The organism is Pseudomonas sp. PB103 (assembly GCF_009764635.1).
GTDB lineage: Bacteria > Pseudomonadota > Gammaproteobacteria > Pseudomonadales > Pseudomonadaceae > Aquipseudomonas.
In genome coordinates this window covers 1-22,011 of the sequence record NZ_RWIL01000160.1, presented here as the reverse complement: position 1 = coordinate 22,011, position 22,011 = coordinate 1, and the positions used below count along the sequence as shown (strand labels likewise).

Genomic DNA, 22,011 nt, shown 5'->3' with positions numbered 1-22,011 from the left:
GCGGGCAAGCCCGCTCCCACAGGGATTGTGTCTGCTACGCACTCGGCGGCTTGGCTAGCGCAATCCCCGCCGTGCCCAAACGCTTGAGGATCTCGAACAACAAATCACTTTTGGTCACACCGACAATCCTCGGGCTGCCCACGTACCCGGTCACCGTCAACGTGATCCCGTCCGGCGACAATTTGCTGAACCGTACAAACGGCGCCGGTTTATCGAGGATGGTTTCGTTCTCGCGGTAGGTGCCCAACAGCAGTTCCTTCACCTCTTCAGGGTCGATATCCAGCGGAAACATCAATTCCAGCGACGCCACGCCCTGAGCACTGCCACCCAGCGTAACGTTGCGCAGGTTCTGCGAGATCAGTTGCGAGTTCGGCACGATCACGATCGAGCGGTCGCTGAGCTGGATCTCCGTGGCGCGCACGTTGATCCGCCGGATATCGCCTTCGACACCACTGATGCTGATCAAATCACCGACCTTCACCGGCCGCTCAGTCAGCAGAATCAGACCCGAAACGAAGTTCTTCACGATTTCCTGCAAACCGAAACCAATGCCCACCGACAGCGCACTGACAATCCACGCCAGGTTGGTCCACTGCACGCCCAGCGACGATAGCGTCAGCAGAATCACAAAGGCATAGCCGATGTTGGAAAACAGCGTGCTCAACGACGCGCACATGCCCGGGTCCATGTCGGTCTTGGGCAGGAATTCATTGTCGAGCCAACGGCGCAAGGCGCGGATCAGCCAGATGCCGATCATCAGCGCCAGCACTGCGTTGAGCAGATGCGCCGGGACGATGTTGAATTTGCGCAACCCGGCGCCGCCGAGGATGGCCATGATGTTGCTCGCCAACTGCCCGAGCGTGGTGCCGATGCCACCGACGAACAACGCAATCACCGCCAGCAGCAACAGGGCGGCGCGGCTGAATCCGGACAACAGAATCGAGATCTGATCGAGACGCCGATCGCCGATGCCAAGTAACTGCTTGAGCGCCTTGCCGCTCGCGTGTTTGGGCGAAAAAGCGTACTCGCAGCCGTCCTTGATCACCTGGATCAGCAGGTAAAAACCCGACAGCACAATGTAGGCCCAGACCACTTCATAGGTGATAAAACGCGCCAGCGACACGTAGCCGGTGAGCAGTGCAATCGCCGAGACAAACATCGCGATACTGACGATGGTGTACATCACCCCGGCAAACGTACTGTTCGCTTGCGGGTCATTGCCGGCCACCAACGCCTTGCGCACTTTGCCGACGCGCAACAGCAGCGTCACGACGATGACCATCACCACCATCGACGTCACACCGCGCCCGGCGAGCACGATCTGACTGCTCATGCCGGTGGCGTTGCATACCTGCACCAGTGTCACCAGCACCAGCAACGTGCCGGAGAGAATACGCGGGAAGCGTTTCAGCGTTTGCGCCACCTGATCATGAATCGCCGGCAGCCGCCATGACGGATGATTGATCGACAACAACGCACGACTCAGCCCGGTGATCAGCACGCAGGCATACACAGCCTTTTCGAACTCTTCGGAAAACGTCGACAGCACGGGCGTCAGTGGCGCGTGACGAGTGAGCGCGTAGAACAGCAAATGCAGGGCGAGGGCGGTGGTCGCAATCGTCGCCAGCGCCGAAGCAAACGCCAGTGCACTGCGGCGCAAGCGCCCCTCGGGCACGCGATGAATGCAAAGCCAGGTCAGCCCACGCTCGGCCAGACGCCGGCCGAACGTCCACACCACCAGCGCCAGCAACATCAGCACTAAGGTGAAAAAATACCGCCCTGGTGCCCACACCGTGGCCCAGGTTTGGGCCACTTGATCGACGAAAAAGCCGAAGCGCTGACGATCGTCCAGCGAAGGCTTGACCAGTGGCGTCCAGAAATCCGGGTTCAGCACACTCTGCGTGCCCAGCGTCAGCTCGCTCTCCAGCAACGTGCGCCGAATCCCGGCGATTTGCGTAATCAGGTCCGCCGCACTCTGCTTCAGCGCCGCCAGACTTTTCAGCGTCCCATCAACCTTGTTCTTCTGCTCCGTCAGCGCCGCCCGCTGCGCGACGATGTCCGCCTGCTCGGCGGCGATTTCCGTATCTGGCGCCGCGCCCAGCACGCCCAATTGCACCGCCAACTGCGCCTGCTGCGGCAACAACGCCGCCGACAACTTGTCGACGTCCAGAATAAACGCCTGCACCCGATCCTGCGGGCCCTCGAGCTGGTTGTAATTGTTCGCGGCGGAAATTTGTTGTTTGAGGCCATCGAGGCGTTGTTGCAGGGCCTGCAAGTCACTTTGCGAGATCACCGGGAGCGGGGCGGCAGCGGTCGCGGCAGGCGCCGGCAGATCGGCGGCCCACAGCGATGGACTGCCGGCGGCGAGCAGCATGAATACGATAAGAAACAACGACTTCAAGGTGTTTCGCATGGGGCAGGCCGACTCTCGATTAACACACAACCTAAGAGGTTAGGTGATCAGGCCGGATGGGGCGGAAAAGTTTCACGGCAGGTAAGAAATGAGCAATGGCGCAAAATGCTGCCAAAATGTTCTATATCAGCCGTAGCACGGGCTCAACGCTGGTTTTGTGATTACAGACTAAACCGCTGTAATGGCTGTCATTTGTCTGCGCGGCACTCGTCTCGCCAATGATTGGAAGGGCTCATCAGAATGGATTACCTGATTCGCACCGCAACCCCGGCAGATGCCTCGGCGATCAGCCGGGTCATTATCCACACGCTTCGCGAGTCCAACGCGCTGGACTATTCATCTGACATCATTGATCAGGTTGAGCAAAGTTTCTCGCCGCGAGCTGTCCTGGACTTGTTGGCCCGGCGTCAGGTCTTCGTGACCACGCTCGACGGTCATGTCGTGGCCACCGCGAGCCTTGATCACGACGTTGTTCGCAGCGTGTTTGTCGATCCACGCCATCAAGGGCTGGCGGTCGGCAGACACCTCATGGAGCAGCTTCAAACAGCCGCCCTGAGCGCAGGTATCGACCTGCTGCGTGTGCCCTCGTCGATTACTGCCGAAGGCTTCTACGCGGCGCTGGGCTTCACGAAAGTCCGGGATGAGTACCATCAGGCGGAGCGCACGATCATCATGGCGAAGGCGCTGGAGCACTAGGAAAGTCGTCATAGGATTTGGGCAAGTATCCCCAGATTCTCAAGATGTCAGCGCGTACTTCAAACTCGAATCCAATGTGCGCCACGGCCTTCGATATCTCGTCGGTGTGGTCGATGATCTTGCGTGCCAGCAGTCGTCCTTCTGAGGGGGCCTGTTCCCATAAGCCGATGTCGAACCATTCGACGCCCGCAAAGGGAAACGGCAAATGGTAGAACCACTCGACGTCCCATTCCGAGATATATCCGTTGACGTACTTGGATCGATAGGACGGACGCCAGCCCTCAAGCCTGCGGAAATGGTCGATCAGTTCATCCCACTTGGTTGTGTTCGCCGCACTTGCCAATTTTCTCGCCGTGACCGCTGCGTGGATTTTCTTCCGTTTCGCCGCGTCATGCCTCGCGTTGGATCGGGGGAGTTCGCTCATGTTCGGTCGTGGCTTTCCTGGGGTTGATTGGGAAGTGGGCAATTTTGGCTCGGAAAACGATGATGTGCGAGCGCGCCAAGGCACAACCGAACTGGCGGGTCAGGGCAGCAGGTGAATCAGTTGTGGTTGCAGAGCATCAGCGCCCACGTCGAGCAGGGCGAGCGTCACCGGCAATTTGAAACGACGGCGACCGGCGCTGCCCGGGTTCAGGTAAAGCCGCTCGCCGCGCCATTCGATCAAGGGCTTGTGGGAATGGCCGGTGATGATCAGTCGGGTATGGTTGTCGAGGAGGGCGGGGACGTCGGCGATGTCGTGGATGAGTAGGGTTTGCCAGCCGTTGAGGTCGAGCGTGAGGTGGTCGGGGAGGTCATTTGCCCAAGACAGATCCAGATCGTTGTTGCCGCGCACGGCGTGGACTGGGGCGATTTGCGCCAATTGGCTGAGGATCTCCGCGCTGCCAATGTCGCCGGCGTGGAGGATGAGTTCAACGCCCTGGATCGCGGTCAGCGCCTCGGGGCGGAGGAGGCCGTGGGTGTCGGAGATGATGGCGGTTTTCATGGAGAGAGATTAGCAGGTTGGTCTGGAGGGCAGTATTCAGCCCGCGGGCATCAACGTTGATGAGGGATATCGTCGGTATACTCCTCGATCAGAAAACCTGGGATGCCGCTTCCCTTGTTGATCTTTGGAAGGAACTTGCAATGCCTGCAGGCAAACGTGAACTGGCGCGGTTGGAGCGCCTGCTGATCACCACGCTGACCGAGGCGTGCGAAACAGCAAAAGGTGAAATCAAAGGCTTTACCTGGCTTACCCACACGGGTGACCTGAATGCAGTGGCTCACACCCTGAAAGTGATCTGGGTGTTTGAAACGCTGGCCGACAGACAGCTCGCCCAAATTGAGGCGAAAGAGCGGATCTTCGAGCTGACGGCTATCGCGTTGAACGAGGCTGGTATCGAGTTGAAGCTTACCGATCGCAATGTCCGCTTCGACTCGGAGCAAGAGTGTCAGAACATCCAGGGCGGCGATTGGCAAACGCGTCTGGCTAAAGTGCATTGAGGATGGCCAAGGAAATTGAAAACCCCTGCATCTCTGTGTGCCAAACCAGTCACTGAGCGCGACTGTACGCAATGAAGCTAGTGCGTCGGCTATGCGAAGGTGTTGTCCATCGCGTGTCGGTCGTGATCCAGCAGCCAGCTATGATGCTGACGATATAGCTGTGAAAGCAGATCTTTGTTGGGGCCGACCACGTCCATGCCTCTGTCGTCGTAGGGGAAAACCATGGCGTGCTTGTTTAAATTGAACAGGTATACGGCGCACTTGGGTTTAGGCTCGATAACGCCAAAGTCCTTAGCCAAAGCACACCAGAGCAATGCTCGAAGCAAAGTCGCAGGCGCTTCGAAGGCGACGTTGACCCAAAACTCCGGCTCCTTTTCGCAAAACCATTCATCCCGGTCCCTCATCTCACTCCAGATTGAGCACCCCCTAGGTAGATTGATGCCGGCAGACCGAAGAGCGTGAATCTGGGGCCGATGAGCAAATCGATTGCTACCAGAATGAATGCGCAGGCAAGCAACAAGCTTCGCGTCATTAACGAAGACATCGCTGCAGATCTTTGTTGCTTTGCTCACTGCTGTCAGAAATCGCTCAATCATTTCACCCGTTTCAGAGAGTTCAAATCGCAGACCTCCCGGATGGGAATAGAACAGTGGGCGGGCAAATGCTTTCCCCGCGAAGATCCTCTCAATTTCAAGTTGTAGATTCACTGGTTCCCTTCTTGGCTGATAGCCCGACGTTCATATAACGTTTCGCAAGGACTTCACGCCTGATTTGCAAAGCAATCACGGCAAAGCCTTTGCCAGTGCCTCGCTGGGCGATGCACTGGTTCTGATGAGCGGACACGTCTTCCCATGATTCACGGCAACAACGTGCTGATGATTAAGATCCGTGTCGATTTGGAACGCAATGAACCGTTCCGCTTGATCGAAGAGCAAGCCGTAAAGGCGTGGCATTCACGGAAAGTCGATTTCAAGTTCAAGTACAACGGTTGCTCGTCAGTCAACGCTTTGGCTTTCGCCGAAACGTGCCAACGCAGCGGGAACCTCTGCATCCCGCCAGAATTCTGCGGTGCTCATGAGGTCATGGGCAGTCACGGCATTTTGTTCCTGCACATTCAGTTGCCGCTTCTTCAGCAGGCGCTCCATGTCCTTGTTGATCCGCAGGCGTCGACCGCTATCAGGTGGCAAGCCTATAGAGTGGATCGCTCTCAAACAATAGTTCGCAAAATCCCTCCTACTTGGCGTGAATAAATCGAGTGTCCAATCCTGGCCGAAAACACACCTTCACCAATGAGCGAATTCCTTTCAAGACACTGCAAAAGAATTTGAACCGCTCCCGGGCACGCTCACCTAATGATTAGCCCATGGATAATTCCACAGGCGATCTGCCAATACCGGCATGCTCCGAGAGGTGGTCAACGTGGCTAAAGACGATAAGAAAAGCAAAGGTGAAGCTTCCAAAGCCAGCAAAGAGTTGAAAGACAAAAAGTCATCACCGACGAAGAAGGCTGCGGCGGCTTCGGCTCTTTCGAAATCCTCCGACAAGGATAAGAAAGACAAGAAAAAAGACGCGGAACCGAAGAAGTCTGCCAAGAAAGCTGATAGCAAGCCCGAAAAGGCCAAGAAATCTGAGAAATCAGAGAAGGCCGAAAAACCGGCGAAGAAGAAAAAGTAGTCTCTGCTGTCTGCCAGGGCGTTGCGCCCTGGCTACTTAAGGCGGTACTCGTTCAGTCAGCCTGGTTATCGCAATACGTTTGAAGAAAGTGTGCGTGTGTGTTTCCTGGATTCTCCGATTCTCCGATTCTCCGATTCTCCGATTCTTCGAGTGAGGGTTGCGTTGAACTACAACATCCCCGCGCGAACCTTGGGTTGTGAGCCAACCCAGCGTCGCCCTGCGTTAAAACTCAAGCCAGAGATTCTGACTTTTCGTCACATTCGGCAGAACGTCTCTGCACTGGAATACCGAACACGCGATCAATATCAAACAGCCACGTTGGTACCCAACCGCCGGGTGACCCAGACCTGTTCATGAGTTATGAGATCTTGATGACGACCTTACCAAAGGCGCCCCTGGCTAAGTGCTCGTACGCTTCGCGTGCCTGATCAAATGGATACACATGGTCGATGACCGGGCGGATTCTGTGTTCATTCAGGAACTCATTCATTCGATCAAATGAGGAGCGAGGGGCCACGGCGATGCCACGAATAGTGGTTTGCCGGAAGATCAAAGGCATCAGGTTCAGCGCAGTGGTTTGGCCGCTCAGGAAGCCGATCTGGGCGATGCGTCCGCCTACCTTGGTCGCTGCAATCGATTGATTGATGCCATCCCCGCCTGCCACGTCCAGCAGCAGATCGACACCTTTGCCGTCAGTGAGCTCAAGGACTTGCTCTGCCCAGTCAGGGCTGGTGCGGTAATTTACGCCTGCAACAGCACCCAGTTGTTTCATGGCTTGCAGATTGTCATCTCGACTGGAGGTGACGATAACGTTGGCGCCAAGCGCCGTCGCAATTTGTGTTGCGAAAACAGAAACACCTCCTGAGCCCTGAACCAAAACGGTTTGGCCAGCCTCGATCCGGCCGAAATCAACCAGCGCATACCATGCTGTCAGAGCAGCAATGGGAAGGGTCGCCGCTTCCTCATCCGACATGTTGTCGGGAGCACGGACCGCACTGTCTTCATGGATGATCATGTACTCCGCCAGGCCACCAGGCAACGGCGAGCCAAAGCAGTAATTTGGCTCATCCGGCGCGGGCATGCCATCCAGCCAGCGTGAGTAAAGGTGGGAGTTCACTCGGTCTCCAATAGAGAAACGGCTGACGCCATTACCGACGGCCACGACAGTACCCGACGCATCGCTTACCGGTATCAGAGGCTTGGGCACCAGATGCGGCTCGTAGATGCCATCCACGATGGCCTTGTCGCGAAAGTTGAGAGAGACAGCGCCGACCTTTATGAGCAATTCGCCGGCCTTGGGTTGAGGCGTTGCGGTTTCTTCCAGGTGCAAGTTCTCGAGGCCAAAATCTTTCAATAACCAGGCTTTCATGCAGATCTCCAAAAACGATTCGGTGGCTGCAAACCGCTACTAGTTTGCAGGGGAGCATCTTTCGCTTTTGGTCGCGCGCAATAAATGCGCAAAACAAGACATGATTATTCTATCCTGAGGCAATAATGGGAATTTGCCAGGTGAGGCTTTATGGAACTGCTGCAATCAATGCGACTTTTCGCCAGACTCGCTGAGCTAGGCAGCTTCACCAGAGCCGCCGAGTCAATGGACATCGGACGGCCTCAGGTCACCCGCTATATCAAAGAGCTTGAAACAACCTTGGGGGTGCGCCTGTTTCAGCGCACCACCAGAAAGGTGGCACTCACCACTGAAGGCCAACTTTTCTATGAGCGCGTGCAGGACATTCTCGCGGATATTTCTACCGCAACTTCAATGTTTGACCGCAGCGGAGCAACGCTCGAGGGCCGACTTCGCGTCGACATCCCGAGCGCTTTCGCGCAACTGGAATTCATCAATAGCCTGAAAGGATTCACCGACGACTTCCCCGGTATCAACATAGTTCTGGGTGTTACCGATCGCACCGTCGACCTGGTCGGTGAAGGCGTCGACTGTGCTTTACGTATCGGTGATTTGCCAAACTCTACGTTGATCGCTCGCCCGATAGCCATGGCAACGATGGTGACGTGTGCGGCGCCGGAATACCTGCAAGAACACGGCGAACCGCTGACCATTGCAGATCTGAGCACTCATCGCGGCGTCAATTTTCTTTCCGGTCAAAACAACAGGACGTTGCCTTGGCATTTCTCGGTGAAGGGTATTGATCAAGCATTTGTCAGTAACGCGGGCATCTCCGTTACCGAGTCCAATGCATACGTTAAGTGCTGTGTCTCCGGCTTTGGAATAATCCAAGCACCGGGTATCACCGTGGCTGAATATTTGAGCAGTGGCGCTTTAGTGGAAATTCTAAGGCCCTATCGGCCAACTCCACGGTCTGTGTCGGTGCTGTACCCGAGTCGGACGCATTTGGCGCCACAGGTGCAAGTATTTGTCGAATGGTTGCAGGCGCTTCTTCCACGGATTTATTCAGAATGGTTGGAGCAGTAGCGATCCTTGGAATGCCAGCGTTCATTGATATCAGTCGGGGTAAAAGGGATCGCTCGTGTAGGGCGGTTATTTGCGCGAAAGCTGCTAGTGGTGGAGCGGCTGCTTTCGGCCCAGAGTGTGTAAAAACGCTCAATGAGTGAATGCTTCTGGCCAATAGCTGCCCTTTACAAGAGGCCGCTTTCGTCCCAATGCTGACGGTTGGATCTCCATGGGTTTCGGCAAATAGCCCAAACGCCTGCGGCCTTCACAGGTCGGTATTTGAGAGGGTACCCTGAACACCTTTTAATCTGTGTGGCACTCATATGGGCATCAATTTACTGACCGAATCCATGCTTGGCCACTGGCGTGCTCCATCGGGTGTCTGGCAATGCGAATACCAATTCGGCAGTCGATTGATTTACGTCCAACATCGCAATGACGAGCCACCTCGCGCAAGGGTCGCCGCCGCGCAACGCGCGGTCAACGCTGCGTGGGATGATTTACCCCAAGTACTGAAGTTCGCCGAACAGCACTGTAAAGCACAGATGCCAGAACTGATGCGGTTGTACGAAACCTACATGCCGGGGGAATCTCCGTTTTTCGTTTACTCGATCCACTTCGATCTCGACAAACCTTACCCTAGTTATGCCATTTCCACGAACCCTGACTTCGATTGGGATCGTATCCTGATCGACGAAGATGAGCTGCGTCAGGTTCACAGGGTTTGCATGGAGCAGTATGAGCCAAGACATGACTTTTGGGTTTACGTCAGGCGTGTAGGGTTTCAGCAATTCGAGCTTGGAGATTAGCTTGGCCTCAACTCAACTCAACTCAACTCAACTCAACCCCGGCCCTGAATCTCCGCTGATAAAGTCAATACTCGGGAGCGTCCGCTTCTGGCCGATTGCCGTCACTCGGGATCGACAACCAGCCTGGATGGCTGTGCTGTTTCGACGGCCCGATCGAATGTAACAATACCCGGCCTAGCGCTAGGTTTCTCTACTCTGTGCCGGGCTCGGATGGAATGAGGACGACAAGATCCGTATCGCCTATGTCGACACCCGCTTGTGAAAGCAACGTAGTAACTTGTCCGCGGTGGTGCGTCTGATGGTTGAAAAAATGCATGACCAAACCATAAAAGCTCCTGTCAGCCTGTATTCCTTTCATGCTTGTGTAATCGAGGGTGTGATCCAGGTCCAGCTCTGCAATGGAGCGAGACCACTCGACAATTTTCTGATCAAGCCACACACGCTGTGCCGAAAGTTCTCGGATATTCGAGAACAGCAACTGGTCGAGGCTTTGGAGGGCAGGAAGCTGCTGAATCAGTCCCAGAGCCAAGTAGTTAGCTGGGTGCTTGGCGAATCGCTTTAGCCAGGCAGTGTCGCCGGCCACCAAGTGGTTCAACGTCCCGAGAATTGAACCAAAGAATGCTTTCCTATCCACTGAGAGCTCTTCATCTGACAGGCTTCTGGCTGCCTCATAAATCTTTGCGTTCATCCACTCGTTGTAGGTGGCCATCAGGCAGATATGACTGGTTCGGTTCATCGTGCTCGTCCTTTTAATGAATCGCTTTGTAAGCGATCCACGCTCATCTTGCATCCCTGTCTAGAGTTGGGCTTTATTGTTTTGGGGGGTAACAGGGAGAGGAACCGCTCTTGCTTGATGCTTGCATGTGGCTCGGCGAATGTCTTCATTTGGCCGATTACTGCCTGTGGCGGAGGGCTGCAATCGATCCTTAGCTGCCGATCACGAAGTCGTGTCCCAATAGAAATGTATGTATTCGTCTTCATACTCCGCGAACAGCGAAACGATGAACTCCGTCTTCATTGAGTACATCAATAACGCTCCGACGAAACCGGTCGACTCATGCAGCGGTTGTTTGAGCGGAGCGATCAATTCAAACGCCTGATCCGCAACCATCTGATTGAAAACAGCTTCCGAGATTTCTTCAAACTGAGCGTCAGAAACGTAGCCTGGGAAATAACTTTCTCCTCCAGGTCGCCAATCCATCCATTCCGCGTGAAGCCAGAAGTTTAATCCGTTGTCGCCTTGCCGTTTGGGGGCGCGGGTTATCCTGATGATCTCCTGAGAGGCAGAGCATCGAAAGGCGATTGCTGGATAGGTGACGTAATAGAGACCGGGACAATCATTGTGCGCTGTCCAAAAAGTCAGTTGCTCACTGGAGAGCTGATCAAAGTCGCTTCTGTCGAACATGGAAGAACCTAAGGTTTACGTCGCGCTAATGGGCAAGAGCGCCCAATAGTAGCAAAATGCTTCAATGATGTTTTTCGGGAACCGTCCGCTTTTGGCCGAAAGCGGCCGTTCATACTTGGCAGCTTTCGCCCCTTTTAAACGGCATCTCCAGAACCTTTGCGATGTGGGCCAGGATGTTTGTACATTCTTCGGAAATAATGAGGGGTGGCTCATTAATCATGTAAAGCAGGTGTTCGAACGCTAATCCAGCCTCATTGTGATCGACATAATCCAGAACGATTTCACCACCACTCTCCAAACCCGCCTGAGCTAACGGATGGTCGTCCGGTACTGGGCCGGTTTGTTCGTATGCAATGGACATCAGCGCGGTGATTTCCTTGAGCACTTCTATGAAGTTGGCCCTCAAGTCGTTGTCAGGGGGGAGCATTGAAAACATCTCCTTCGATTACGGTGGACCAGGGAGCCCACGTTTGTGGTCAATTGTTGCTCAGGAACGGCTCCAGGCATGAACGCTTCGGATCAGGCTCTACTCATTTCCTCATAAGAAGCATCGATGACCGAGCTGTGGTCACCCCAAACAGCCGCGGCAACGTCCTGGATGATTTCCGCTAGCGTCTCAACGTCAACACTCTCGGCCTCAATACAGGCCAAACGTCCCGCCGACCAATCGATAACCGTACATTCCGGGTACTTCCCTAGCAGTACAGACAACGTTTTCTGAGGCGGCTCTTGGTGGTTGTACATGAAGTCAAAGCACAAAGTTCTGGCGTCTCGAATCGGGTACACCAGCATCCATGCATTCGACTCAGACCACCTCAAATCGCACTGTTGCAATGCTTCCTGTTTAAACATCAACGTCGTGTCGCGGCACTATGCCGTGGGCTTTTTGGCCACGAATCTCCTTGCCGATGACAAAAACTCGGTACCGAGGAGCAATGGCGAGAAGCCAATGCTGAATCGGACTTGTGCAGTGTCTGATTGGCTAGCGTCACCGATGAATGAAATGCTGCTGCAGGAAGTCGTGATCTTCTTCGACCAGTCGAGGGTACCTGCTTGCGTCAAGCCTTTCGCGAAGTCGCCTGGAGTAACTTGCCTGCTCAAATGCTACTTGCCTTCTGGCGCTGTCAAAGAAAGACCGGAGATGAGCGAGAGCCTGATCAAATGCAGGGCCTTCAATACGCAGAAATAGACCTGTCAAATCTTGCTGATCCGTGAGCTCTCGATACAAGTCGATGGCAAAAATACTGCCTCCGTTATTTTCAGCATGATACACATGCACGTCGCCGTAGCCGTTGTAAGGGTGGGCAAAATACAACTCGTGGAGTTCGAGAATGTCGACGGGAATTTCAAGGATTGTAAATACCGCCTGCAGGTCGGCGCTGGGAGTCTTCTGGTCACCTTCCCAGGTTACTAAATCTGACATCGATACGCAGATGTCGAACTCTTTGGCATAGATGATTTTTTTGGACATTCTCATTCCATCGCTGAATGTTAGAGTTTCAAGGGTGGCGCTTCATGAGGCATCGACTACGGGTTATGCCTGAAATAGACCGGACGAAGTGTCAGCTCATCACAGAAAGAACCAGCCGCCGCAATTCTATCTCCGCGAGAAGCCGAAAATGTCCGAAAGCAACCATGCACAAGCATTCAAAATCTGATCCGTTCAGTGGCGACGGCCAAATCGCCACTGAGCGGTATGGACCTAGTCTGTAATCTCAACCCTGTCCAAAGCCCGATTCACTGCCAACTCCCCAAGCATCACCACCTGCGCAATACCCAGCAACGTCTTGCGAATCGGCCCATCCACCAACCCCGCGACATCCCCCAGCATGATGGAGGCCGAGGCCAGCGATTCGCAGGCGTTGACCAGCAATGACTCGGTATCCGTTTCCGGATTAACCAGAAACATCGTGCTCGCCTGATACGGCGCAGCCATGATCGCGGCAGCGGGATTGAGGTAATGATCGAGTGCGCGTTCAGCCGCGTCGTGCATTTTTCTGCAATCGAGTGATTCGTACGGTGAAGCCGGATCAGTGTCCGGAGGGTTCGGCGTTATCTTGAACATGTTCTTCTTTTTCCTGTTATGTGGCCGCCGCGCCGAGCTACTAAACAGGGGGTGGCAGCGGTGCGCAGGTTAGTAGACCGGGGAAAAGAAGAAAGCCGGCGCGCCCGGGGGCGCCCTACGCACAGCCGCCATCAAGTGCAGGTACGTGAATACCTTTTTGACAGACGCTTGTGCACTTTCATTTACCACGGGCTACTAAACCCGATCACTGAGAATCAGTGACGCGAATCAAGTTACCGATGGCATGCCAAGCGCACAAGCCGGCGGATTCTGGCGTAGTCGTAGGCAACGGCGCAAGGCGTTGTAGCCTTTCGGACGTAACGTCAGGTGTCCTTAAACACATTCCAAAAAACGTTAAACAATGACGGCCTTCAGCGATGCGACCGCACCGACGCTGACGTGCAACTCAAGCACAGCCGCCGCCAGACTGCCCAAGCGTGCGGCGTTTTCGAACACTTTGAAATTAGCGGGAGATGCCATTTCATCTAAGTAAGGACAGCGCATCGAACCGCGATTTTTGATCACCGGAACGCATGACGCAGTTGGGTGATCACTTCTTCGACCGACAGCCCCGGCGTCTCTGGAGGTGCCGGGTTTTCCCCAAACTCTCTCCAGATAAACAGCGTCAGCTCGGCACCGTCAGTCGCCGCGAGGGCGTTTTCAGCGTAGGCAAAGTTTGCCAGTTGCCGATAGCGCTCATCCTTCCAGAACAAGTCTTCGACCCAGTGATAAACCGGAATGAAATGGAAGTGAATGGGCCAGCCCGGTTGATGACCAAAGCGGCCAATGTAGAGATGCGCAGGAGTCAATAGCCGCTCCATGATCTGCTGGGTCTTGGCCAGCAGGCCACCCATTTCCGCCAGTGCGTCAGCCGATAGATCAGCCAATGATGAGGTGTTGAGCCTGGAACCCAGCATCAGATACCCGGGGAGGGCGCTCGCCAGGTGGTGGTTGATAATCCAATGGTCGGTTTCATGAACAATGAACTGCGGGGCAATTTCCATCGCCGTTTGTCCTGATGGAGTGGATGCGGCAGAGTAGCAAAGCTTGTTTGGCAACGCTGCGAATGACCGCGTGTGGCGTCAGCCATTGACGCTGCACAGCCATAAATCTGGCCGGAGTTGACCGTCGTCACGGCGTGATGTGAGCTCTGCGCCGATTCACGTAGCCGGACTCAAGGTTCGCCACTCCTGATTTGATCATTGGCAACCAGCGTTGTGTTGCTAGAGGAAGCCGCCCTTGACCTGCTCACTGATCAGGTCAGCCATCTTCCGCACCGGTTCAGTCATGCTGCGGCGAGAGCGATGGACCAGGCCGATATCCCGGTGAAAAGTGTGCGCCCCGAGGTCGAGTGCCCGCACGCCTGCCGGCCATTGCGGTTCGGGCGTTGTTTGCGGCACCAGCGCAACGCCGACACCGTTTTCCACCAGTTTGACGATCGCCTCCAGCTCATCCAGTTCGCACACCTCATGCAAGGTGAAATGCATTTGCCGCAGAAAGCGGTCGACCTGTCTGCCGCCGAAGGATGATCGGTCATAGCGAATGAAGGGTTGGCTGGAGAGCAGTTCAGACCAGTCTTCTCCCGGCACGTTGCGCGGCACGATCAGACGGTAGGGCTCCAGCGTCAGAGTCGTCCAGCGCAGATCGCTCTGCAGCGAGAAAGGCGGGCGAATGATGACGGCCATGTCGATCTCGCCAGCGTCGACGAGGTTCACCATCTCCATCGACAGCCCCGGGACCACACGCGTGCGGCACTGCGGGCAATGTTGGTGAAACTTCGCCAGCGCATCCGGCAAATAGGAACGCTGCACCGACGCAATGGCGCCGATGTTCACCAGCACACTGGGCGGTTGTCCCATCGTCGTCGAGCCCAGGTTTTCGTAAAGCCTGAGCAACTCCTGCGCTTGCAGCAGGATCTGGTGGCCCATTTTGTTGAGGTGCGCCGAGCGGCCTTTCCTGTCGAATATCTCGAAGCCGAGTTCCGCCTCCAGCCGCTGGATTTGTGCGCTGACGGCGGCCTGCGTGAGGCCGATCTTGTTGCCGGCCGCAGCGAATGTGCCTTCGCGCGCCACAGCGATGAGTGTCTTGAGTTCTTTGATCATTCACAAATATTAATTGTGTTTCTAAGAAATATATATTGATTTTTCTGTTTGGTTTTCCGTCCTAGGATGTTTCCCATCCCCGGCAACGGCTGAACCGAGAGCGCCAATGACGGTGGGAATTCGCCAACCAACAAAAATATCTGGAGTTCTGATGAGCCTTTCACCTTTCCACCTGGCAATCCCTGTTTACGACCTGGCTTCAGCGCGGACCTTTTACGGTGAGGTATTTGGTCTTGAGGAAGGGCGCTCCAGCACGCAGTGGGTCGACTTCGATTTTTATGGTCACCAACTGGTCATTCACGAACACCCGAAAACCGCCTCGCAAGAGAGCGTTCACAGCAACCCGGTCGATGGTCACGATGTGCCGGTGCCGCACTTCGGCATCATCCTGGGTTGGGCGCAATGGGAAGCGTTGGCCGAGCGTCTGAAGTCGTTTGGGACCGAGTTTGTGATCGAACCGTACGTTCGTTTCAAAGGTCAGGTGGGCGAGCAAGCCACCATGTTTCTGTTCGACCCGTGCGGCAACGCCCTCGAGTTCAAGGCCTTCAAGGATATGAGCCAACTGTTCGCCAAGTAACAACAGGCATGGCACAACCGCGTTGTGCCATTTGATCTCTAGTGAGCTGGAAGCTCATGACTCTAGCAACTGCGATTACCCGCAGACCTTTCATTCCAACAAGAAGGCTAGACATGAAACGTATTCCCTTGGTGTGGCAAATCGTTGCCGGGCTGTTGCTTGGCGTGCTCGTCGGTTGGTACTTCAATACGCATCCGCAGTATCAAACATGGGTCAGCGCCGAGATCTTAAAACCGCTCGGTGACATCTTTATCAAGATGATGAAGATGGTGGTTGTACCGATTGTGTTCTGTTGCATGATCCTGGGGATTGCAGGCGGTGGCGACAGCAAGTCGTTTGGCCGCATGGGGGCGAAGTCGCTCGGCTATTTCTTTGCAATTACCGCGCTGGCGATCGTCATTGGCTTGTGTTTCGCCAACCTCTTCGAGCCCGGCACCGGGACCGATATTTCAGGCGTCTCGCACAGTTCGGCGGCCATTAACCTGGAGCCTTCGAAAGGCGCCCTGGTGATTTTGCAGAACATCGTTCCAGACAACGTGATCGTGGCGATGTCGGAGGCGAAGTTGCTGTCGGTATTGTTCATCGCCGTGTTGTTGGGCCTGGCATTGAATGCATTGCCGAAAGACAAAAGTGCACCTTTCATCGCCGTGGTTCAGAGCCTCTCCGATGCAATGTTCAAAGTCGTCTCAATTGTCATGGCCTACGCGCCAATCGGGGTGTTTGGCATGATCGGCGCGACGGTAGCGACGTTTGGTTTCGCCTCATTGTTGCCGCTGCTCAAGTTGATTGGCGTGGTGTATCTGGCACTGATGGTTTTCGCTTTGGTGGTGCTGGGTGGCATTTGCTACTTGATTGGCGAAAACATCTTCAAGTTGATCCGCTACTTCCGCAACGAGTTGATTCTGGCGTTTTCCAGTGCAGCCTCAGCGGCGGTCATGCCGCAATTGATGACCAAGCTGGAGAGCTACGGTGTACCGCGTCGGATCGTCAGTTTCGTGGTGCCGGTGTGCTATGCATTCAATCTCGATGGCGCGTCGATTTTTCTCGGCGTGGCGACAATCTTTGTCGCGCAGCTTTATGGCATCGACCTGTCGTTGTCTCAGCAGATTCTGCTGGTGGTGACGATGGTGCTGACCTCCAAAGGGGCGGCAGGGGTGCCGGGTTTTGCCATCATCATTCTGTCGGCCACATTGGCTTCAGCCGGGCTGCCGTTGGAAGGCGTGGCGCTGATTGCTGGCATCTTCAGGATCATCGACAGCGGCACCACCACGTTGAATGTATTGGGTAATGCCATTGCACCGCTGGTGATCGCCAAGTGGGAGAAGGTCGAACTGCAACCGCTACCCGCTCACCCAGCGGCAAGGGTCTAGCCGGGACAACGCAGCTTTGCGGTTGCACCGATCACACGTGCACGTCTGCTGACACAGGGACGTTTTTTTTGGGTTCATTTACTAGACGACCGGTCTATTGGTTGTGAGGATTTATGACGGATTACGCTTCAGACACCGACCTTTTTTCACCCGTAACCATGGGCGCACTGCAACTGGCCAACCGGATTGTCATGGCTCCGGTGACCCGTAGCCGAATGGCCGAAGACGGCGTACCGAATGAAATGCACGCGACGTACTACGCCCAACGCGCCAGTGCCGGCCTGATCATTGCCGAGGCGACGAATATTTCCGCGCAGGGCCGAGGCTATGCGATGACGCCGGGGATCTGGTCGGAAGAGCAGGTCGCCGGCTGGAAAAAAGTCACCGACGCCGTACACGCAGCGGGCGGCAAAATCGTCAGCCAGTTGTGGCACGTGGGGCGTTTTTCCAGTGTCGAGTTACAGCCCGGCGGCGCTGCGCCGGTGGCACCTTCGGCGATCAAGGCGGAAGGCAGCACGTACACCGAAAAAGGCTTTGTCGAGGTGTCGATGCCGCGCGCACTGGAGACCTGGGAAATTCCAGGGATCATCGAGCAATACAGGCTGGCCGCCGAAAATGCCAAGCGCGCCGGTTTCGATGGCGTGGAAGTGCACTCCGCCAACAGCTATCTGCTCGACCAGTTCCTGCGCGACTCCACCAACCAGCGCACGGACCGATACGGCGGCTCCATTGAAAACCGCGCTCGACTGACCCTGGAAGTCACCGAAGCCGTGGTCTCGATCTGGGGCAGCGAGCGCGTCGGCATTCGTCTTTCGCCGGTCACGCCGGATGCCGGCAATACGCCGCCCGACAGCAATGTCATGGCGACTTACGGCTACCTGATCCAGCAACTCAACCCCCTCGATCTGGCCTACCTGCATTTCGTCGAAGGCGCCACGGCCACCTCGCGCACCGTGCCTGAAGGTGTGGATCTGGATGCATTGAGTGCGCAGTTCACAGGGGCATTCATCGGCAATAACAACTACGACCTGGCGATGGCACTGGAGCGTCGGGCGCAGGGCCGGATTGATGCGGTGGCGTTTGGTCGTTTGTTCATTTCCAACCCCGACCTCGTGACGCGTCTGCGTCGTGGGCTCGAACTGACCATCGCGCCACGCGAGAGTTACTACGGCGGTGGCGCCAAGGGTTACACCGACTGGCCAACCGCCAACGCCTGAAAAACCACGACCTGCGCCCGGTGCGACGCAGGGTCGCCAACGCATTATCGCCAAGAGGTGTGAGCATGAATTATCTGCAAAACAAGGTCGCCATCGTCACGGGCGCATCGTCTGGTATCGGCGCGGCAACCACCCGCGCGCTGGCCGCAGAGGGTGTCCGTGTGGTGGCTGCGGCACTTGATAAAGGGGGCCTGGAAGCCTTCGTCGGCCAATTGCGCGAAGCCGGCCATGAAGTGGTCGCGTTCACCACTGACGTCACTCACGCGGAGCAGACTCAGGCACTGGCCAGATTCGCCCGGGAAACCTACGGCACCGTCGACATTCTGGTGAATAACGCCGGGCTGATGCTGTTTTCCAACTGGGTCGATCTGGCCGTACAGGATTGGGAAAAGATGATCGACGTGAACATCAAAGGCTATCTCAACGCCATCGCGGCGGTGCTGCCTGCGATGCTCGAGCAGAAGTCCGGGCAGATCCTCAACATGGACTCGGTGGCGGGCCATAAGGTCGGCCCGGCCGCAGGCGTTTACAGCGCCACCAAATTCTTCGTCCAGGCCATGACCGAGTCCATGCGCAAGGAACTCGGTGTGCAGCATGGCATCCGCGTCAACACGGTCAGCCCCGGCGTGATCAATACCGGTTGGGCGGACAAGGTCAGTGATCCCGAGGGACGCAAGGCGGCCCAGGCGCTTAACCGGATCGCCATCGCACCGGACGATATCGCTCGGGCGGTGATCTACGCACTCAATCAGCCGGAAAACGTCACGGTCAATGACTTGATCATCTCGCCGACGCGTCAGGATTGGTGACGCTTATAGCGGCTGTTGTACCCCATCTGCTTTACCCGCAAGCGACTCTGATCGCTCGACTTCATCAAGAGGAAACAACCATGTCAAAAAACATCAAGGCAGTACCGACCGCTGAGTACAACGCTGTCATCGCCACCGCCAATCAGTACGTCGAAGGACTGCGGATCGGCAGCGCTGCCGGCGTTGCACAAGCCTTCCATAAAGAGGCAGTGATGTACGGCTTCACCAATGGCGAACTGCTGGGTGGGCCGATCACCAACCTGTTCGACTTTGTCGAGAAGAACGGCGGCGCCCCTCAAATCACCACGCGCCTGGACGTCCTGGCAATCACGCCGACCACTGCCGTGGTGCGCGTCGACATGGAAAACGATGCGATTGGCGCCGACTACAACGACTACCTGACGCTGATCAAAATGGACGGTGTCTGGAAGGTGATTGCCAAGGTGTATCACCAGTTCGAAGCCTAAACATCCACCGATCCCGGCGTGCCTGATGCCGGGATCGGCGAACGATTTATTGAAAGGATTTATACGATGACGATGGTTGAGTATTCCGCTGTTCTGGAGGGCGACGCAGAACAGGTCTGGAGCGTGTTGAAGAAATTTGGCGAGATCGATAAATGGCATCCTTCGATCGTGAGTAGCGAGATCGAAGGTGGCATGCCGGATGGCCTGACCGGTTGTATTCGCAGACTCGTCCTCGCCGATGGCGCTGGGGTCAGGGAGCGGTTGTTATCGGTTGATGATCGGAGGTTGACGCTGTCTTATCGTTTCGAAGAAGCACCTTTGCCGCTGGATAATTACCTGGCGACAGTCCGGTTGGTGGCGTTGACGGACTGCAGCCAGACGCTCGTTACCTGGTCAGCAAGTTTCGACCTGCAACAGCCGAATACGGCCGAGCAGTATCAGGCGTTGATTCGCAGCCTGATTGTCGAGGGACACAAGGGGCTTCAGGCATTGCTGATTGAGTAATGTACGACGCTGGCCAGTGGCGAGCGGCATTTCATTCGCCACTGGTTTGTCATTACGACGTTATTTAAAACGCGTCCAATACCCGCGTATCGACACCCACCACCTCCGGGGGCATTTCGTTGGTCAACACAACGGCGTCATCCCCACGGTTCAGATAGATCAAGTAGTCGCCGGTCTCGAACGTGATTTTGAAAGCGACCAGGCGGCTGTGCTGATCTGGCCACTTGTCGATAACGCCTTGAACCTGTGTGATGAGCTTGCCTGCCACCGCGAGGCGGGGTAATTCGGCCAGCAAATCTTCCCGCCGCCACGAACACTCGCCATCCTCCTCAATGCGAAAAGAGGCCGGGGTTTGCAGCTGCGCTTGATCGGCGCCGACACTTTCGCCATCGCTGAGCAGGTACATCGCAAGGGTTTGATCTTCGCCAAAGCGCCACAGCAGTGAGCCAACATCTTGCGAGTACGGTTCACCGTTGAAGTAGTACTGGTCGTGCAGCAGCGCGCGTAGTGTCTGGCCGACCAGTAAGCGTGCATGGCCTAAATCCGAGGCCATCCTCTCGCGAGAGGCGATATAGCGGTTCAACACTGAACGATACCTCTTGAGGCAGGACGAGCAAGCTGCGGAGTTTAGCCGGGCAGGGCATTCCTCAGGGGAATGCAGCGCATGAAATTAATGAATTTTTCTTGTCTCTGCCCATGGCGTAAGTTGCTCGCACAACAAGGAGCAACGCCATGCAATCGACCTCTGCAAAAAAATTCGACACCGCCCGCGCCAGCGAATACGCCCAGCAAAGTCGCATCGCCCTGGCCGGTTATGACGCCTGTCACGATCTCGCCGCGTGTATGTTGGCCGCCAGTCTCGGCCAGTCTCGATCGGCCAAGGTGCTGGTGGTTGGCGCGGGTGGTACGGCGCAGGAGATCATTGCGATGGGCGCGCTGGAGCCGGGTTGGACGTTCACCGCTGTCGATCCTTCTGCGCCGATGCTGGAGGCCGCGACGCAGCAGCTACAGGCAAACGATCTGTTGCACAGAACGCAGGTGCATCTGGGGCAGGTCGAGGATTTGTCGGCGGACGCTTCCTTTGATGCAGCGACATTGATCGGCGTGCTCCATCATCTGCCGGGCGATGCGGCCAAGCAGCAAATCCTGCGCGCGGTTCAGGCTCGGCTCAAGCCGGGCGCGCCATTGATTGTGGCGGGCAATCATTACGCCTACGCCCGCCAACCGTTGTTGCTTCAGGCCTGGGGCCAGCGCTGGCGGCAGCAGGGTGCGAGTGCGCAAGAGGTGCAGGCCAAGCTGGGGAAGATTCTGCAGGGCGCCGATCCTCCGCACTCCGAGGCGGCGGTTCAGCAGTTGCTGCATGACGCCGGGTTTGGTCAGGCGACGCGGTTTTTCAGCAGTCTTTTCTGGGGTGCCTGGCTGACGTGTAAAAACGTCTGAATGGAGGTCTCACAGCGTTCTATGGCTGATCTATAGTCAATCGGTCGGCCAGCGGATTCGGCCATTGCGACTCGCCAGGAGTGCGCGACGTGATCACTCGACTGCAAGTTCTCAAACTGATCCAGATCGGCCTCGCGTTGCCGGCCTACACCGTGCCCGCCAGCGCGACGATCGGCTTTATCCTCTGGTACGGACTCGGCTTGCTGACGGGACTGCTGACTTCGCAAACGCTGGCGGGTGCGGAGTGGGGCTTACTGCTGCTGGTTGCGTCGCTGTATTCACAATGGGCGTGCTGGAGCATTTTTGCTGACGGGCTGGAGGACATTCCTGCGGTGCCTCATCTGCCCTGGGTTGTATTCGGATTGGTGTTGACGTTGCTATTGGGCATCGCAGCCTGGGTGATTTTTCGCACGGGGCTGTTCGGGTTTTTGTGCGGTTCGCAGGGGATCGTGGCCTGCGTTCTGTTGGTGATCAATCTGCTGCGCAGGAGAGCGGCGGACAGCGGGCATTTGCGTGTTTAAGGATCAAAAGATCGCAGCCTTCGGCAGCTCCTACATTATGTAGGAGCTGC

General features: G+C 56.0%; 28 protein-coding genes. 14 read left to right on the top strand and 14 right to left on the bottom strand.

The window, feature by feature from the left end:
* Window positions 1-34: 34 nt before the first annotated feature.
* Window positions 35-2,413, bottom strand: coding sequence for a DUF3772 domain-containing protein (locus tag EJA70_RS28260; protein WP_158835544.1), 2,379 nt, complete (start codon window positions 2,411-2,413; stop codon window positions 35-37).
* A 240-nt stretch (window positions 2,414-2,653) separates the two neighbouring features.
* Here EJA70_RS28260 and EJA70_RS28255 point away from each other — a divergent pair, with 240 nt between their 5' ends.
* A complete protein-coding gene (locus EJA70_RS28255) occupies window positions 2,654-3,109 on the top strand; it encodes a GNAT family N-acetyltransferase (protein ID WP_158835541.1) in 456 nt (151 codons plus the stop codon).
* Here EJA70_RS28255 and EJA70_RS28250 read toward each other — a convergent pair.
* Window positions 3,084-3,533 carry a DUF6678 family protein gene (locus tag EJA70_RS28250; protein WP_158835538.1) on the bottom strand — a complete coding sequence of 150 codons (450 nt, stop codon included), beginning with the start codon at window positions 3,531-3,533 and terminating at the stop codon, window positions 3,084-3,086. The two genes, EJA70_RS28255 and EJA70_RS28250, sit on opposite strands and share 26 nt — an antisense overlap.
* 99 nt (window positions 3,534-3,632) lie before the next feature.
* The gene (locus EJA70_RS28245; RefSeq protein ID WP_158835535.1) at window positions 3,633-4,091 is read right to left on the bottom strand and encodes a metallophosphoesterase family protein; all 459 of its coding nucleotides are present in this window, start codon (window positions 4,089-4,091) and stop codon (window positions 3,633-3,635) included.
* A 140-nt stretch (window positions 4,092-4,231) separates the two neighbouring features.
* Between EJA70_RS28245 and EJA70_RS28240 the strand changes: the two genes are divergently transcribed.
* Complete coding sequence (locus EJA70_RS28240; RefSeq protein WP_158835574.1) at window positions 4,232-4,588, top strand: hypothetical protein; 357 nt, start codon at window positions 4,232-4,234, stop codon at window positions 4,586-4,588.
* An 89-nt stretch (window positions 4,589-4,677) separates the two neighbouring features.
* Here the strand turns inward: EJA70_RS28240 and EJA70_RS28235 are convergent, their stop codons facing one another.
* On the bottom strand, window positions 4,678-5,295 hold the full coding sequence (locus EJA70_RS28235; protein WP_158835532.1) for a DUF3885 domain-containing protein: 618 nt from the start codon (window positions 5,293-5,295) through the stop codon (window positions 4,678-4,680).
* A gap of 144 nt (window positions 5,296-5,439) precedes the next feature.
* Between EJA70_RS28235 and EJA70_RS28230 the strand changes: the two genes are divergently transcribed.
* Both EJA70_RS28230 and EJA70_RS28225 read left to right on the top strand, forming a co-directional pair.
* Window positions 5,440-5,838, top strand: a complete 399-nt coding sequence (locus EJA70_RS28230) for a hypothetical protein (RefSeq protein WP_158835529.1) — start codon at window positions 5,440-5,442, stop codon at window positions 5,836-5,838.
* Between the two features lie 160 nt (window positions 5,839-5,998).
* Window positions 5,999-6,262, top strand: coding sequence for a hypothetical protein (locus tag EJA70_RS28225; protein ID WP_178117018.1), 264 nt, complete (start codon window positions 5,999-6,001; stop codon window positions 6,260-6,262).
* Window positions 6,263-6,620: 358 nt separating this feature from the next.
* On the opposite strand, the gene EJA70_RS28220 is transcribed toward EJA70_RS28225, so the two are convergent.
* Window positions 6,621-7,631 carry an NAD(P)-dependent alcohol dehydrogenase gene (locus tag EJA70_RS28220; RefSeq protein ID WP_158835524.1) on the bottom strand — a complete coding sequence of 337 codons (1,011 nt, stop codon included), beginning with the start codon at window positions 7,629-7,631 and terminating at the stop codon, window positions 6,621-6,623.
* Between the two features lie 150 nt (window positions 7,632-7,781).
* On the opposite strand from EJA70_RS28220, the gene EJA70_RS28215 reads away from it, so the two are divergent.
* Both EJA70_RS28215 and EJA70_RS28210 read left to right on the top strand, forming a co-directional pair.
* Complete coding sequence (locus EJA70_RS28215; RefSeq protein ID WP_158835521.1) at window positions 7,782-8,696, top strand: LysR family transcriptional regulator; 915 nt, start codon at window positions 7,782-7,784, stop codon at window positions 8,694-8,696.
* A gap of 302 nt (window positions 8,697-8,998) precedes the next feature.
* Window positions 8,999-9,484 (top strand): hypothetical protein, encoded by a 486-nt coding sequence (locus EJA70_RS28210; RefSeq protein WP_158835519.1) that lies wholly within the window; start codon window positions 8,999-9,001, stop codon window positions 9,482-9,484.
* Window positions 9,485-9,674: 190 nt separating this feature from the next.
* Here the strand turns inward: EJA70_RS28210 and EJA70_RS28205 are convergent, their stop codons facing one another.
* The 8 genes from EJA70_RS28205 to EJA70_RS28175 form a co-directional block, all read right to left on the bottom strand.
* Window positions 9,675-10,220: a DinB family protein gene (locus EJA70_RS28205; RefSeq protein WP_158835516.1), complete on the bottom strand. Its 546-nt coding sequence runs from the start codon at window positions 10,218-10,220 to the stop codon at window positions 9,675-9,677.
* A gap of 201 nt (window positions 10,221-10,421) precedes the next feature.
* Window positions 10,422-10,889: a hypothetical protein gene (locus tag EJA70_RS28200; RefSeq protein ID WP_158835513.1), complete on the bottom strand. Its 468-nt coding sequence runs from the start codon at window positions 10,887-10,889 to the stop codon at window positions 10,422-10,424.
* 109 nt (window positions 10,890-10,998) lie between these two features.
* Complete coding sequence (locus tag EJA70_RS28195) at window positions 10,999-11,316, bottom strand: MafI family immunity protein (protein ID WP_158835510.1); 318 nt, start codon at window positions 11,314-11,316, stop codon at window positions 10,999-11,001.
* Between the two features lie 561 nt (window positions 11,317-11,877).
* Entirely contained in the window at window positions 11,878-12,360 is a 483-nt protein-coding gene (locus EJA70_RS28190; protein ID WP_158835507.1) for a hypothetical protein, read from the bottom strand.
* A 231-nt stretch (window positions 12,361-12,591) separates the two neighbouring features.
* Window positions 12,592-12,954, bottom strand: coding sequence for a DUF6124 family protein (locus tag EJA70_RS28185; protein WP_158835504.1), 363 nt, complete (start codon window positions 12,952-12,954; stop codon window positions 12,592-12,594).
* 354 nt (window positions 12,955-13,308) lie between these two features.
* On the bottom strand, window positions 13,309-13,434 hold the full coding sequence (locus EJA70_RS31215; RefSeq protein WP_256677755.1) for a hypothetical protein: 126 nt from the start codon (window positions 13,432-13,434) through the stop codon (window positions 13,309-13,311).
* Window positions 13,435-13,475: 41 nt separating this feature from the next.
* Window positions 13,476-13,958, bottom strand: a complete 483-nt coding sequence (locus tag EJA70_RS28180; RefSeq protein ID WP_158835501.1) for an HIT family protein — start codon at window positions 13,956-13,958, stop codon at window positions 13,476-13,478.
* Window positions 13,959-14,177: 219 nt separating this feature from the next.
* The gene (locus EJA70_RS28175) at window positions 14,178-15,056 is read right to left on the bottom strand and encodes a LysR substrate-binding domain-containing protein (RefSeq protein WP_158835498.1); all 879 of its coding nucleotides are present in this window, start codon (window positions 15,054-15,056) and stop codon (window positions 14,178-14,180) included.
* A gap of 151 nt (window positions 15,057-15,207) precedes the next feature.
* Here EJA70_RS28175 and EJA70_RS28170 point away from each other — a divergent pair, with 151 nt between their 5' ends.
* From EJA70_RS28170 to EJA70_RS28145, 6 genes are all read left to right on the top strand, one after another.
* Window positions 15,208-15,633, top strand: a complete 426-nt coding sequence (locus EJA70_RS28170; protein WP_008085681.1) for a VOC family protein — start codon at window positions 15,208-15,210, stop codon at window positions 15,631-15,633.
* A 113-nt stretch (window positions 15,634-15,746) separates the two neighbouring features.
* Window positions 15,747-17,003: a cation:dicarboxylate symporter family transporter gene (locus EJA70_RS28165; protein ID WP_158835495.1), complete on the top strand. Its 1,257-nt coding sequence runs from the start codon at window positions 15,747-15,749 to the stop codon at window positions 17,001-17,003.
* Between the two features lie 113 nt (window positions 17,004-17,116).
* Window positions 17,117-18,220 carry an alkene reductase gene (locus EJA70_RS28160; protein ID WP_008085678.1) on the top strand — a complete coding sequence of 368 codons (1,104 nt, stop codon included), beginning with the start codon at window positions 17,117-17,119 and terminating at the stop codon, window positions 18,218-18,220.
* 65 nt (window positions 18,221-18,285) lie between these two features.
* Window positions 18,286-19,029 (top strand): SDR family oxidoreductase, encoded by a 744-nt coding sequence (locus tag EJA70_RS28155; protein ID WP_158835492.1) that lies wholly within the window; start codon window positions 18,286-18,288, stop codon window positions 19,027-19,029.
* Between the two features lie 80 nt (window positions 19,030-19,109).
* Window positions 19,110-19,496, top strand: coding sequence for a nuclear transport factor 2 family protein (locus tag EJA70_RS28150; protein ID WP_008085674.1), 387 nt, complete (start codon window positions 19,110-19,112; stop codon window positions 19,494-19,496).
* A 66-nt stretch (window positions 19,497-19,562) separates the two neighbouring features.
* Entirely contained in the window at window positions 19,563-20,000 is a 438-nt protein-coding gene (locus tag EJA70_RS28145; protein WP_158835489.1) for an SRPBCC family protein, read from the top strand.
* A 64-nt stretch (window positions 20,001-20,064) separates the two neighbouring features.
* On the opposite strand, the gene EJA70_RS28140 is transcribed toward EJA70_RS28145, so the two are convergent.
* Window positions 20,065-20,586 (bottom strand): hypothetical protein, encoded by a 522-nt coding sequence (locus EJA70_RS28140; protein WP_158835487.1) that lies wholly within the window; start codon window positions 20,584-20,586, stop codon window positions 20,065-20,067.
* A gap of 146 nt (window positions 20,587-20,732) precedes the next feature.
* Here EJA70_RS28140 and EJA70_RS28135 point away from each other — a divergent pair, with 146 nt between their 5' ends.
* Complete coding sequence (locus EJA70_RS28135) at window positions 20,733-21,440, top strand: class I SAM-dependent methyltransferase (RefSeq protein WP_158835484.1); 708 nt, start codon at window positions 20,733-20,735, stop codon at window positions 21,438-21,440.
* A gap of 89 nt (window positions 21,441-21,529) precedes the next feature.
* Complete coding sequence (locus EJA70_RS28130; RefSeq protein WP_158835481.1) at window positions 21,530-21,961, top strand: hypothetical protein; 432 nt, start codon at window positions 21,530-21,532, stop codon at window positions 21,959-21,961.
* Window positions 21,962-22,011 lie beyond the last annotated feature (50 nt).